Below are 13,503 nucleotides of genomic sequence, written 5' to 3' on the forward strand. Positions count from 1 at the left end.
GCGCCGCCGCGGCGGCGTCAGCGCAGCAGCCGCGACATGCGGCGGTCGGCGAGCGGCTTGCCGCCGGTCTGGCAGGTCGGGCAGTACTGCAGGGAGGAGTCGGCGAACGACACCTCGTGCACGGTGTCGCCGCACGGGACCCCGTCCCAGCCCGGGCACGGCTCGCCGGTGCGGCCGTGCACCCGCATCCCGCGGCGCTTGGCGTCCTTGAGCTCCGCGGCGGGCCGGCCCGCGGCGGTGGCGACGGCCTCGCGCAGCACCCCGACCGTGGCGGCGTGCAGCCGCGCGACGGCGTCGGCGTCGAAGGACCGGGTGAGGGCGAACGGGCTCGTGCGCGCGACGAGCAGGATCTCGTCGGAGTAGGCGTTGCCGATGCCGGCGATCGTGCCCTGGTCGCGCAGCAGGCCCTTGATCTGCTGGTTGCGCGCCGCCATGAGCGCGCCGAGCCGCTCCGGGGTGAACTCCTCGGACAGCGGCTCGACCCCCAGCGTCGCGATCTGCGGCACGTCCGCCGGGTCGGCCACGACGTGCACCGCGAGCCGCTTGCGGGTGCCCGCCTCGGTCAGGTCGAAGCCGGACCCGTCGTCCAGCCGCACGCGCAGCGCGAGCGGCGACTTCCCCGGCCGCACCGGGGTCGCGGGCAGCTGCTCGGACCAGCGCAGCCAGCCCGCGCGCGCCAGGTGGAACACGAGGTGCAGCGGCTCGCCCGACCCGCCGCCGGCGGCCGGGGGCGCGACGCCCAGGTCCAGCCACTTGCCGTGCCGGCCCGCGGACACGACGGTGCCGCCGGTCAGGTCCGTGGGCGCGGGGCGGAACGTCTTGAGCGCGCTGATCGCCCCGACCTCGACCCCTGCGACGGTGCGCCCCACGGCGCGCTCGCGCAGGAAGGCGGCCAGCGACTCGACCTCGGGCAGCTCGGGCATGCCCCCATGGTGGCCCAGGCGTCCGACACCTGGCACGCCCACTAGGCTGCGGCCCATGCTGCTACGCCTGTCCACGCTCTTCGTCCGCACCCTGCGCGAGGACCCGGCCGACGCGGAGGTGGCCAGCCACAAGCTGCTCGTCCGCGCCGGCTACATCCGCCGCGCCGCCCCCGGCATCTACACCTGGCTGCCGCTGGGCCTGCGGGTGCTGGGCAAGGTCGAGCAGGTCGTGCGCGAGGAGATGGCCGCCGCCGGCGCGCAGGAGGTGCACTTCCCGGCGCTGCTGCCGCGCGAGCCGTACGAGGCGACCGGGCGGTGGACCGAGTACGGCCCGAACCTGTTCCGGCTGCGGGACCGCCGGGAGAACGACTACCTGCTCGCGCCGACGCACGAGGAGATGTTCACGCTCCTGGTCAAGGACCTGTACTCGTCGTACAAGGACCTGCCGCTGACGCTGTTCCAGATCCAGACCAAGTACCGCGACGAGGCCCGGCCGCGCGCCGGCCTGATCCGCGGCCGCGAGTTCATCATGAAGGACGCCTACTCCTTCGACGTGGACGACGCCGGCCTGGACGCGTCCTACGCCGCGCAGCGGGCCGCGTACCAGCGGGTGTTCGAGCGCCTCGGCCTCGAGTACGTGATCGTGGCCGCGACGTCCGGCGCGATGGGCGGCTCGCGCTCGGAGGAGTTCCTCAACCCGACGGCGATCGGCGAGGACACGTTCGTGCGCTCGCCGGGCGGCTACGCCGCCAACGTCGAGGCCGTCACGACCCCGGTGCCGCCGGCGCTGCCGTACGACGACGCGCCCGCCGCGCACGTCGAGGACACCCCGGACACCCCGACGATCGAGTCGCTGGTCGCGGTCGCCAACGAGCGGTTCGCCCGCCCGGACCGCGCGTGGACCGCGGCCGACACGCTGAAGAACGTCGTGCTGGCGCTGGTCCAGCCGACCGGCGTGCGCGAGCTGCTCGTCGTCGGCCTGCCCGGCGACCGCGAGGTCGACCTCAAGCGCCTGGAGGCCGCCGTGGCCCCGGCCGAGGTCGAGCCGGCCGTCGAGGCCGACTTCGCCGCGCACCCCGAGCTGGTCAAGGGCTACATCGGCCCGCTCGCGCTCGGCCCGAACCCCGAGGGCCTGGCCGCCGACGCCGAGGGTCGCACCGCGGCGCGCTACCTGCTCGACCCACGCGTGGTCTCCGGCACCCGGTGGATCACCGGCGCGAACGAGCCCGGCAAGCACGTGTTCGACCTCGTGGCCGGCCGCGACTTCACCGCGGACGGCACCGTGGAGGCCGCCGAGGTGCGCGCCGGCGACGAGGCCCCCGACGGCTCGGGCCCGCTGGAGCTCGCGCGCGGCATCGAGATCGGCCACATCTTCCAGCTGGGCCGCAAGTACGCCCAGGCGCTGGGCCTGACCGTGCTCGACCAGAACGGCAAGTCCCAGGTCGTCACGATGGGCTCGTACGGCATCGGCGTGTCCCGCGTGCTGGCGGCGCTGGCCGAGGCGAACCACGACGACCGCGGCCTCGCCTGGCCCGCGGGCGTGGCCCCGGCGCACGTGCAGATCGTCGCGACCGGCAAGGACGCCACGGTGTTCGAGGCCGCCGAGTCCCTGGCGCAGACCCTGGACGCGCGGGGCATCGAGGTGCTGTACGACGACCGGTTCAAGGTCTCGCCCGGCGTGAAGTTCGCCGACGCCGAGCTGTTGGGCGTGCCGCTGACCGTCGTCGTGGGCCGCGGGCTCGCGGACGGGCTGGTCGAGGTGCGGCCGCGCGTGGTCGTCGAGGGCGGGCCGCAGGCCGAGCAGGTCCCGGTCGCCGAGGCCGCGGACCGCGTGGCGGAGCTGGTGGACGCGCTCCTGGCGCGCTGACGGCGCCCGGCGCTCGCCAGGCCTACGGCTTCCGGCCCGGCCTCCCGTGACTGCGGGAGGCCGGGCCGGAACGCGTAGGCGGAACGGACCCGCCCGCCACCCTCCCCGCGACCCTGCACTTCTGGCGGGGTTCAAGCCCCTCGAACCCCGCGACGAGTGCGACCTCGGCGGTCGGGGGGCGGGCGTCAGCCCGCGGTGGCGGTCGGCGTCGGGGAAGCCGTCGACTGCCCCGCCGGGAGGCCCGGCAGGGCCGTCGGGGTCGCGCCCCAGGACAGCGACTCGACCGCGGACGTCCGCAGCCCGTCGACGGCGGCGGTGCGGTCGGCGGTCGACGCGCCGGTGTCGAGCACCGCGTCGGCGTGCACCGCGGCGAGGTCGGTGAGCAGCCCGGCCGCGAACGCCCGCACGGCCTCGGCCGACGACAGGTCGGCGTCGAGCTCGTAGGCCACCCGGCGGGGGTCCTCGGCGGTGCCGGCGACCCCGACGGCCTCCGCCCAGGCCGACGCGGTGGCGCGGTGCGCGGCGGCGGCGGTGCGGGCGCGGGACCGGGCGTCGTCCGAGAGCCGGGCCGCGGCCACCTCGAACCCGTAGCCCGCCTGGTCCTCCGCGAGCACCAGGGCGAGGGCGTCGGTCCGGTCGAGGTCCGCGCCGAGCGCGTCCGCCGGGCCGGTGGCCGCGGGCGACGGGGACACCGGCCCCGTGGCGGACGCGGACGGCGCCGTCGCGGAGCCGTCGCCCGACCCCGAGCCGTCCGCGGACCCGCCCGCGGTGAACCCGTCGTCGGGCTCGGCGTCGACGGCGGGCGCCTCGGTGCCCAGCGCCGCGGCGAGCCGGTCGGTCAGCTGGGCGCGGGACGCGGCCACGGCGGCGAGCAGCCGGGCCAGGCCGGGGTCCTCGGCGTCGCGGGCGTCGGCGCGCGCCGCCGAGGCGGTCTCGCCGAGGAGCGTCAGCACGTCGGCGGGCGTGGCGGCGGGGGCGGTGTCCGAGGGGGTGGGGGAGGGCGTCGCGCCGTCCGGGTCCGCGAGGCCGGAGTCGTACACGCCGCCGAGCGCCTCGACCTGGTCCGCGGCGGTCGAGGACACCAGGCCGAGCACGGCCGCCGCGCCCTGGTCCGCCCCGGCGAGCGCGTCGTCCGCGGCGTCGGCGAGGGCGAGCGCGTCCGACACGGTGTCGCGCCGGACCTGCTCGGCGGCGTCGGGCACCGGCTCGGCGGGCGGGTCGGTCTCCAGGCGGAGGCCGCAGCCCGCCAGCAGGGCGGCGGTGCCGAGCACCAGCAGCCCCGCCAGGGCGCGGGCGCGCCGGGTCCGGACGGGGCGCGGAGCCGCGGCGGTGCGCGGGCCCGCGGCGGGGCGCGGCGACGAGGGCGGGGCGGTGCGGGGCATCGCGGGCGATCCTGCCACGACCGCCCCGCCGCCGGCCGGACCGAGGTCCCCGGCGCCGGGCGGTGTCGCGCACGTCGCACCCGGTCCGGGCCCCGTCCGGCGGGTGCCGCGCGCGGGAGTCAGTACGCTGGTCGCAGCACGCGGTCCGCCGCGCGCCGCTCCACCGTGCAGGACCGACAACCACACAGCGTCGACGTCCCCGGTGTCGGCGTGCGCGCGACGAGGCCGCACCCCGCCGAGGACCGACACAGGAGGTCAACATGCCCGCGCCCGCCAGCGCGCAGCGCATCCGGGAGACCATCGAGCCGGTGGTGACCGCCGCCGGCCTGTGGCTGGAGGACGTCGAGCTGGGCCGCGAGGGCGGCCAGGCCGTCGTGCGCGTCGTGCTCGACGCACCCGAGGACGCCGAGGAGCAGGTCGACCTGGACGGCGTCGCCGACGTGTCCCGCGCCGTCTCCGCCGCCCTCGACGACCTGGACGGCCTGCCCGACCGGTACACCCTCGAGGTGTCCAGCCGCGGCGCCACCGCCCCGCTCGTCGCCCGCCGGCACTACGCGCGGGCCATCGGCCGCCTGGTCGTGCTCCGGCTCGCCGACGGCGGGTCGCTCACCGGCCGCCTGGTCGACGTCGAGCGCGGCGCGACCGACGCCGAGGACGCGGTGGTGGTGACGCCCGAGACGCCGGGGGTCAAGGGCCGGCCCGCCAAGATCGGCGACCCCGTCCGCCTGGCGCTGGCGCAGGTCCGCGAGGGCCGCGTCGAGGTCGAGCTGGTCCGGGACAAGGACGACGCACGGGGCGGCGACTCCGCCCCCGACGGGCCGCAGGGCCGGGAGGACTGATCGTGGACATCGACATGCAGGCGCTGCGGCTCATCGAGCGGGAGCGCGAGATCAGCCTGGACGTGCTCGTCTCGGCCATCGAGCAGGCGCTCCTGTCCGCCTACCACCGGACGCCGGACGCGCACCCGGACGCGCGGGTGGAGCTGGACCGCCGCTCCGGCCACGTCACCGTGTGGGCGCGCGAGCGCACCGTGGTGCCCGCGCCGGACGCCCCGGAGCCGGCCGAGGACGAGGACGGCACGGTCACCGCCGTGCCGCCGACGACGACCACCCTGGGCCCGGAGTTCGACGACACCCCCGCGGGCTTCGGCCGCATCGCGACGGCGACCGCGCGCCAGGTGATCGTGCAGCGGCTGCGCGACGCCGAGGACGACCAGGTGCTCGGGCAGTTCCGCGGCAAGGAGGGCGAGGTCCTCGGCGGCGTCATCCAGCAGGGCCGCGACCCGCGGGTGGTGCTGGTGGACGTCGGCGGCACCGAGGCGGTGCTGCCGGCGCACGAGCAGGTGGCGACCGAGAAGTACGTGCACGGCGAGCGGATCCGCGCGCTGGTGCTGGACGTGTCGCGCGGGTCGAAGGGCCCGCAGATCACGCTGTCCCGGTCGCACCCGAACCTCGTGCGCAAGCTGTTCGAGCTCGAGGTCCCGGAGATCGCGGAGGGGCACGTCGAGATCACCGCGCTGGCCCGGGAGGCGGGGCACCGCACCAAGATGGCCGTGCGCTCGCGCGTGCAGGGTCTCGGCGCGAAGGGTGCCTGCATCGGCCCGCTCGGCGCGCGGGTGCGGGCCGTGATGGCGGAGCTGCACGGCGAGAAGATCGACATCGTCGACCACTCGGACGACCCGGCGGAGATGGTGGCGCACGCGCTGTCGCCCGCCCGGGTGCTGTCCGTCACGGTCGTGGACCCGGCCGCCCGCGCCGCGCGCGTCGTCGTGCCGGACTACCAGCTGTCGCTCGCGATCGGCAAGGAGGGCCAGAACGCCCGCCTCGCCGCGAAGCTGACCGGCTGGCGCATCGACATCCGGTCCGACGCGCAGGGCGCGGACGGCGGCCACGAGGGCGCGCGCGAGGCCGCGGAGGGCGCCGGTTCGCCCGCGGCGGAGGCCGATGCCGGCGGCGCCGGTCGAGTCGGGTGACGTCGCGCGCTAGACTGGTCGCGGCTGGGCCGGACGCCCGGCTCTCCTCGCCGAGCAGGCGCCACCCCGACACCCACGCAGCGGATCCCGCGGCGGAGGTCGTCGTGGGCCCGGTGCGCACGTGCGTGGGGTGCCGGAACGCCGGTCCGAGGTCGGTCCTGCTGCGCGTGGTCGCGGCGACGACGGACGCGGGAGATCCCGCGGTCGTGGTCGACGTGCGCCGGGCGCTGCCGGGCCGGGGGGCGTGGCTGCACCCCGATCCTCGCTGCCTCGAGCTCGCCGAGCGCCGTCGTGCGTTCCCGCGTGCCCTGCGTCTCGCGGGGCCGCTGGACACGTCCGCGGTCCGGGAGCACCTCGGGGGATGAGGAAGACCGTCGCCGCCCGGGCGTCCCGCCGGGGTGGCATGTGCACCGTCGAACAGGGAAAGCGGGTCGAAGAGCCGATGGCTGCCCGATGAGCACGCACCGATGAGTACCCAGCGATGAGTACCCAGCACTAACGACGGTCCGACCCTGTCCGGGCGGGCCGAGACAGGGAGAGATGTGGCCAAGGTCCGCGTCTACGAGCTCGCCAAGGAGCTCGGAGTCGACAGCAAGTCCCTCATGACCAAGCTGAACGAGCTCGGAGAGTTCGTGCGCTCGGCGTCCTCGACGATCGAGCCCCCGGTGGTCCGCAAGCTGCGGGACACCTACCCCGCCGGTGGCGGCGCGAAGCCCGCCGCGAGCCGGCCCGCCAACGCCCCGGCCGCCGCGCCGGCTCCGTCGGCGACCCCTGCCGCCCCCGCGCCGTCGGCCCCGGCCGCCGCCGCGCCGGCTGCTCCTGCTCCGGCGGCGCGCCCCTCGGCGCCGGCCCCGTCCGCGCCCGCCCCGGCGGCGCGCCCGGCCGCTGCGGCCCCGTCCGCTCCGGCCCCGGCCGCCCCCGCGGCCCCGGCTGCGGCTGCGTCCGCCCCGTCGGCCCCGGCCGCGCGTCCCGGCCCGGCCCGTCCGGCCGCCCCGGCGCCGCGTCCGGCCCAGCCGGCGCGCTCCTCCGAGGGTCAGGGCGGCGGTGACCGCGGCCCGCGCCCCGGTGGCGCCCCCCGTCCCGGCGGTCCCCGCCCGGGCAACAACCCGTTCGCGCCCTCCCAGGGCATGCCCCGCTCCGGCGGGCCGCGCCCCGGTGGCCCGCGCCCCGGCAACAACCCGTTCGCGTCCTCGCAGGGCATGCCCCGCCCGGGCGAGCGCCGCTCCGACGCCCCGGCCGCCTCGGCCGGCGCGCAGGCCGGCGACCGTCCCGGCGGGCCCCGTCCCGCGGCGCCGCGTCCGGGCGGCCCGCGCCCGAACCCCGGCATGATGCCGGGCCGCAGCACCAGCGGCGTCGGCCGTCCCGGCGACCGTCCGGCCCGTGCCGGCGGCGGCGGTGGCCGTCCCGGCGGTGGCGGCGGCTACGGCGGCGGCGGTGGCCGTCCCGGCGGCGGTGGCGGCTTCGCCGGCCGTCCCGGTGGCGGCGGTGGCCGTCCGGGTGCCGGTGGCCGTGGCTCGACCCAGGGCGCGTTCGGTCGCGCCGGCGGTCGTCCGGTCCGCGGGCGGAAGTCGAAGCGCGCGAAGCGCCAGGAGTTCGAGCAGATGCAGGCGCCGTCGCTCGGCGGCGTGCAGGTGCCCCGCGGGAACGGCTCGACCGTCATCCGCCTGCGCCACGGCTCGTCGCTGAACGACTTCGCCGACAAGATCGACGCCAACCCGGCCTCGCTGGTCACGGTGCTGTTCCACCTCGGTGAGATGGCGACCGCGACCCAGTCCCTCGACGAGGACACCTTCGGCACGCTGGCCACCGAGCTCGGCTACGTCGTGGAGATGGTCTCGGCCGAGGAGGAGGACCGCGAGCTGCTCGGGGCCTTCGACATCGACCTGGACGCCGAGCTCGAGGGCGAGGGCGACGAGGACCTGTTCCCGCGCCCGCCGGTCGTCACCGTCATGGGTCACGTCGACCACGGAAAGACCAAGCTCCTCGACGCCATCCGGTCCACGGACGTCGTCGCGGGCGAGGCCGGCGGCATCACGCAGCACATCGGCGCGTACCAGGTGCGCACCGAGCACGAGGGCCAGGACCGGGCCATCACGTTCATCGACACCCCGGGTCACGAGGCGTTCACCGCCATGCGTGCCCGTGGTGCGCAGGTGACGGACATCGCGATCCTCGTGGTCGCGGCGGACGACGGCGTGATGCCCCAGACCATCGAGGCGCTCAACCACGCCCAGGCGGCGAACGTGCCGATCGTGGTCGCGGTCAACAAGGTGGACAAGGAGGGGGCCAACCCCGCCAAGATCCGCCAGCAGCTCACCGAGTACAACCTGGTGGCCGAGGAGTACGGCGGCGACACCATGTTCGTCGACGTCTCCGCCAAGCAGCGGATGGGCATCGACGACCTGCTCGAGGCCGTGCTGCTGACCGCGGACGCCGCGCTCGACCTGCGGGCCAACCCCGACAAGGACGCCCGCGGTGTCGCCATCGAGGCGAACCTGGACAAGGGCCGCGGCGCCGTCGCGACCGTCCTGGTCCAGTCCGGCACGCTGCACGTCGGCGACGCGATCGTCGCGGGCACGGCCCACGGCCGCGTCCGGGCGATGTTCGACGAGCACGGCGCGAACGTCACCGAGGCGGGCCCGGCACGTCCGGTGCTGGTCCTCGGCCTGGCGTCGGTGCCGAGCGCCGGCGACACCTTCCTGGTGGCGCCGGACGAGCGCACCGCCCGGCAGATCGCCGAGAAGCGCGAGGCCGCCGAGCGCGCCGCCCTCCTGGCCAAGCGCCGCAAGCGCATCAGCCTCGAGGACTTCACGCAGGCGCTGCAGCAGGGCAAGGTCGAGACCCTCAACCTGGTCCTCAAGGGCGACGTGTCCGGTGCCGTCGAGGCGCTGGAGGACGCGCTGCTCAAGATCGACGTGGGCGACGAGGTCGACCTGCGGGTCATCCACCGCGGTGTCGGTGCGATCACGCAGAACGACGTCAACCTCGCCACGGTCGACAACGCCATCATCATCGGCTTCAACGTCAAGTACGCGGAGCGGGTGGAGGACCTCGCCGAGCGCGAGGGCGTGGACGTCCGGTTCTACTCGGTCATCTACCAGGCGATCGACGACGTCGAGGCGGCCCTCAAGGGCATGCTCAAGCCGGAGTACGAGGAGGTGCAGCTCGGTTCCGCCGAGGTGCGCGAGGTGTTCCGCTCCTCCAAGTTCGGCAACATCGCCGGCTCGATCGTCCGGTCCGGGGAGATCCGTCGCAACACCAAGGCGCGGGTGCTCCGGAACGGCGCGGTCATCGGCGACAACCTCACCGTCGAGTCGCTCAAGCGGTTCAAGGACGACGCCACGGAGGTCCGCGAGGGCTTCGAGTGCGGTATCGGCCTCGGGTCGTACAACGACATCACGGTGGGCGACATCATCGAGACCTGGGAGATGCGCGAGAAGCCGCGCTCCTGACCGGTCCCACTTGCGGGTCTGCCCCCACGCGCCGAGCGTGGGGGCAGGCCCGCGGCCGTTCGTCCGCCCGCCGACGCGGGCGCTGAGAGGAGATCGACATGGTGGACCACCCCCGGGCCCGCAAGCTCGCGGACCGCATCCAGCAGATCGTCGCGCAGATGCTCGACACCCGGATCAAGGACCCGCGGCTCGGCTTCGTGACCGTCACCGACGTGCGCGTGACCGGCGACCTGCAGCACGCCAGCGTGTTCTACACGGTGCTCGGCGACGAGGAGGCCCGCACGGGGACGGCCCAGGCGCTGGAGAGCGCGAAGGGCCTGATCCGGTCCGAGGTCGGCAAGCAGACCGGCGTCCGGCTCACCCCGACGCTGGAGTTCCACCTGGACGCCGTGCCCGAGACCGCCGCCCACCTGGACGCGGCGCTGCTCGAGGCCGCGCGCCGGGACCGCGAGGTCTCGGCCCTGGCGACGGGCGCGCAGTACGCCGGCGAGGCGGACCCGTACCGCAAGCCCGCGGACGAGGACGAGGACGCCGACGAGGCGGACGCGGCGCGCTGAGCCTCCCTGCCCCCGGGCGGCCGTGAGGTCGTCACAACGCCACGAGGTCGTCGCTCCTGAGTGACGACCTCGTGGCGTTGTGACGTCCTCGGCGCGCTGTCCCGCGCGCCTCCGCGGGGTCAGGCGTCCGCGCGGGCGTCCTCGCGGCCGGTCGTGCGCGGCATCGCCAGCGACGCGGCCGCGGCGAGCGCGATGACCGCCGCGCCGGTCAGCACCGCAGGGCGCAGGCCGGCGTCGAACCCGTCGGGGCTGATCGTGCCGCCCGCCGCGGTGAACACCGCGGTCAGCACCGCGACGCCCAGCGCCACGCCGACCTCGCGCAGCGTCGAGTTGGTCGACGACGCGGTGCCGTGGTCGTCCGGCGCCATGCCGTGCAGCACCGCGGTCGCGCTCGGGGCGAAGGTCAGGCCCATCCCGACGCCGGCGAGCACCAGGCCCGGGACCAGCGCGGCGTACCCGCCGTCCGCGACGGCGAACCCGAGCCACGCGAGCCCGGCCGCCTGCGCGACGAGCCCGCCGGTGAGCAGCACCCGCACCCCGACGCGCGGCGCGAGCATCCCCGCGAGCGGCGCGACGACCATCGGCGCCGCGGTCCAGGGCAGCGTGCGCAGGCCGGCCTCCAGCGGGGAGTACCCCTGGACCACCTGCAGGTACTGGGCGAGCAGGAACACCGCGCCGAACGCCCCGAGCGAGAACGCGAAGCCCGAGACGTTCGCGACGGAGAAGCTGCGCGACCGGAACAGCCGCAGCGGGACGAGCGCGTGCGGGGTGCGGGCCTCGTGCCGGAGGAACAGCGCGAGCGCCAGGACCCCGCCGACGATCGGGGCGAGCACGCCCGCCGAGGTCCAGCCGTCCTCGTTGCCGTGCACGACCCCCCACACGATCCCGAGGACGCCCGCGGCTGCGAGCACGAGCCCGGGCACGTCGAGGCGCTGCGCGCGCCCGCGGCCCTCGGGCAGCGCGCGCAGCACCAGCGGGACCGCGACGAGGGCCACCGGCACGTTGATCCAGAACATGGCCTGCCAGGAGATGCCCTCGACCACCGCGCCGCCGACGACCGGGCCGAGCGCCACGCCGAGGCCGGAGACGCCGCCCCAGATGCCGATGGCCATGGCGCGTCGCGACGCGGGGACCGCGGCGGCGAGCAGGGTGAGCGACAGCGGCATGACGGCCGCGGCCCCGACGCCCTGCACGGCGCGGGCGGCGATCAGGGCGCCGGGGGAGCCGGCGAGGGCCGCGGCGATCGACCCGAGGGTGAACACCGCGATCCCGCCGAGGAACGTGCGGCGCCGGCCCCAGCGGTCGCCGAGCGTCGCGGCGGCGATCATCAGCGTCGCGAACGCCAGGGTGTAGGCGTTCACCACCCACTGCAGGTCGGTGAGCGTGGCGCCGAGCTCGGCCTGCAGGACGGGCAGCGCGCTGGTGACGACGAGGTTGTCGAGCGTCGCCATGAACATGGGCAGCGAGGCGGCCAGCAGCGCCACCGCGACCGGGACGGCGCGGATCGCGGTGCGGGCGGGGCCGGGCACGGGGGCCCCGGCGCCGGGCGAGCCCGGGGCGGCGGCGGGCGGCGGGTCCGCCGGGGCGCCGGCGGCGCCGGCACCCGGGGCGGTGGTGCGGGTCTGCGTCGACATCGGAGGCTCCTGTAAGCATCGGCTGATTACTTCGACAGGGACGGACGTTAGTTATCGACTGATAACATGTCAACCATGGACTTCGAGCACGCCACCCGGCCCGCCCCGCGCGCCCCCCGCATGTCGGGGGACCAGCGGCGCGAGCAGATCCTCGCGGCCGCGATCGAGGTGTTCGCCGAGGGGGGGTACGCGGGGACGACGACCGACCAGGTCGCGCGCGCCGCGGGGGTGTCGCAGCCCTACGTCGTGCGGCTGTTCGGGTCGAAGCAGCGCCTGTTCCTGGAGGCCTACCGCCACACGACGCAGCGGGTGCTCGCGGCGATGGCCGCGGTCGAGCCCGGGCCGGGCGCGGTCGAGCGGACGGGGCGCGCCTACGTCGAGCTCATGGCCGACCGCGACCTGCTGCGCGTCCTCATGCACGGCTTCACCGCGGAGGACCCGGAGGTCACCGCGCTCGCCCGGCACACGCTCGGCGAGGTCTTCCGGCTGTTCCGGGACCGCGTCGAGCCGGACGACCCCGACGGCGACGAGACCGCCCGGCGGTTCGTGGCCGACGGCATGCTGATCAACGTGCTGCTCAGCTCGGACGGCTTCGGGCACGCCGGGCAGGACGCCGGCTTCGACGCGCTCCTGCGCTGCTTCGCGCCCGAGGTCGTCGCCGCCGGGTCCGCCGCCACGGCGGGCGACCGCGCCGGGGCGACCGCGTGACCGCCGCGCGCGACCAGCGCCGCCCCGACCGGCCGCGCCGTCCCACGGCCGCCGACGGCCTGCTCGTGGTCGACAAGCCGCAGGGCTGGACCAGCCACGACGTCGTCGCGAAGGCCCGCGGCCTGGCCGGCACCCGCAAGGTCGGGCACGCCGGCACGCTCGACCCGATGGCGACGGGCGTGCTCGTGCTCGGCGTCGGGCGGGCCACCCGGCTGCTGACCTACGTCGTGGGCGCGGACAAGGAGTACACCGCGACGATCCGCCTCGGCGTGGCGACCACCACCGACGACGCCGAGGGCGAGCTCGTGGCGCGCACCGACGCCGCCGGCGTGGCGCGGGCCGCGCTGGACGCCGCCGTCGCTGGCCTCACCGGCCCGATCCAGCAGGTGCCGAGCGCGGTCAGCGCGATCAAGGTCGACGGGCAGCGCGCCTACGCGCGGGTCCGGGCGGGCGAGGACGTCGAGCTCGCGGCGCGTCCTGTCACCGTCTCCCGGTTCGACGTGCACGAGGTGCGCCAGGTGCCGGACGCGGACGGCTCGGGCGTCGCGGCGCTCGACGCCGACGTCACGGTGGTGTGCTCGTCGGGCACGTACATCCGGGCGCTCGCGCGGGACGTCGGCCGGGCCCTCGGCGTCGGGGGTCACCTGACCGCGCTGCGCCGCACCCGGGTCGGCGGGTACGGGATCGACGGGGCGCGGTCGCTCGAGGACCTGGAGGCGTGGCCGGCCGACCTGCCGCTCGACACCCTGCCGCTCGCCGAGGCCGCGCGGGCGACGTTCCCGGTGCGCGAGCTGACCGAGCCCGAGGCCCGGGCGCTGTCCTACGGGCAGCGGATCCCGGCGACCGGGACGGGCGCCGGCGTGACGGTCGCCGCGCTGACCCCGGACGGCGCGCTCGCGGCGCTGCTGGAGGACCGCGGCCCGCACGCCCGCCCGGCCCTGGTGTTCGCCGCCGCCTCCTGAGCAGGACGCCGAGAGAGGGCTCCCGGGTCGAGAGAGGAGCGCCCGC

Annotated in this window: 11 protein-coding genes; 8 read left to right on the forward strand and 3 right to left on the reverse strand. The window is 76.5% G+C overall.

The window, feature by feature from the left end; all coding sequences use genetic code 11:
* Positions 1-17: 17 nt before the first annotated feature.
* On the reverse strand, positions 18-923 hold the full coding sequence (locus FS882_RS11030) for an Fpg/Nei family DNA glycosylase (protein ID WP_158373115.1): 906 nt from the start codon (positions 921-923) through the stop codon (positions 18-20).
* Positions 924-978: 55 nt separating this feature from the next.
* Between FS882_RS11030 and FS882_RS11035 the strand changes: the two genes are divergently transcribed.
* The gene (locus tag FS882_RS11035) at positions 979-2,790 is read left to right on the forward strand and encodes a proline--tRNA ligase (protein ID WP_158373116.1); all 1,812 of its coding nucleotides are present in this window, start codon (positions 979-981) and stop codon (positions 2,788-2,790) included.
* A gap of 185 nt (positions 2,791-2,975) precedes the next feature.
* On the opposite strand, the gene FS882_RS11040 is transcribed toward FS882_RS11035, so the two are convergent.
* The gene (locus tag FS882_RS11040; protein WP_158373117.1) at positions 2,976-4,172 is read right to left on the reverse strand and encodes a DUF4439 domain-containing protein; all 1,197 of its coding nucleotides are present in this window, start codon (positions 4,170-4,172) and stop codon (positions 2,976-2,978) included.
* A gap of 260 nt (positions 4,173-4,432) precedes the next feature.
* Here FS882_RS11040 and rimP point away from each other — a divergent pair, with 260 nt between their 5' ends.
* The 5 genes from rimP to rbfA all read left to right on the forward strand — a co-directional run bounded on the left by rimP (position 4,433) and on the right by rbfA (position 10,153).
* On the forward strand, positions 4,433-5,011 hold the full coding sequence (gene rimP / locus FS882_RS11045; protein ID WP_158373118.1) for a ribosome maturation factor RimP: 579 nt from the start codon (positions 4,433-4,435) through the stop codon (positions 5,009-5,011).
* Between the two features lie 2 nt (positions 5,012-5,013).
* Positions 5,014-6,144 carry a transcription termination factor NusA gene (gene nusA / locus FS882_RS11050; protein WP_158373119.1) on the forward strand — a complete coding sequence of 377 codons (1,131 nt, stop codon included), beginning with the start codon at positions 5,014-5,016 and terminating at the stop codon, positions 6,142-6,144.
* Positions 6,145-6,269: 125 nt separating this feature from the next.
* Positions 6,270-6,509 carry a YlxR family protein gene (locus FS882_RS11055; protein WP_410053276.1) on the forward strand — a complete coding sequence of 80 codons (240 nt, stop codon included), beginning with the start codon at positions 6,270-6,272 and terminating at the stop codon, positions 6,507-6,509.
* Positions 6,510-6,686: 177 nt separating this feature from the next.
* Complete coding sequence (infB, locus tag FS882_RS11060) at positions 6,687-9,596, forward strand: translation initiation factor IF-2 (RefSeq protein ID WP_158373121.1); 2,910 nt, start codon at positions 6,687-6,689, stop codon at positions 9,594-9,596.
* Positions 9,597-9,694: 98 nt separating this feature from the next.
* Positions 9,695-10,153 carry a 30S ribosome-binding factor RbfA gene (gene rbfA, locus FS882_RS11065; protein ID WP_147793846.1) on the forward strand — a complete coding sequence of 153 codons (459 nt, stop codon included), beginning with the start codon at positions 9,695-9,697 and terminating at the stop codon, positions 10,151-10,153.
* 119 nt (positions 10,154-10,272) lie between these two features.
* Here the strand turns inward: rbfA and FS882_RS11070 are convergent, their stop codons facing one another.
* Positions 10,273-11,787 (reverse strand): DHA2 family efflux MFS transporter permease subunit, encoded by a 1,515-nt coding sequence (locus FS882_RS11070; RefSeq protein WP_158373122.1) that lies wholly within the window; start codon positions 11,785-11,787, stop codon positions 10,273-10,275.
* Between the two features lie 75 nt (positions 11,788-11,862).
* Here FS882_RS11070 and FS882_RS11075 point away from each other — a divergent pair, with 75 nt between their 5' ends.
* On the forward strand, positions 11,863-12,495 hold the full coding sequence (locus tag FS882_RS11075) for a TetR/AcrR family transcriptional regulator (RefSeq protein WP_262348224.1): 633 nt from the start codon (positions 11,863-11,865) through the stop codon (positions 12,493-12,495).
* Entirely contained in the window at positions 12,492-13,457 is a 966-nt protein-coding gene (gene truB / locus FS882_RS11080) for a tRNA pseudouridine(55) synthase TruB (RefSeq protein ID WP_158373123.1), read from the forward strand. The genes FS882_RS11075 and truB overlap by 4 nt, the downstream gene beginning before the upstream one ends.
* Positions 13,458-13,503: the final 46 nt, after the last annotated feature.

Origin of the sequence: Cellulosimicrobium cellulans, from assembly GCF_007679345.1 — a bacterium.
Classification (GTDB): Bacteria; Actinomycetota; Actinomycetes; order Actinomycetales; family Cellulomonadaceae; genus Cellulomonas; species Cellulomonas cellulans_A.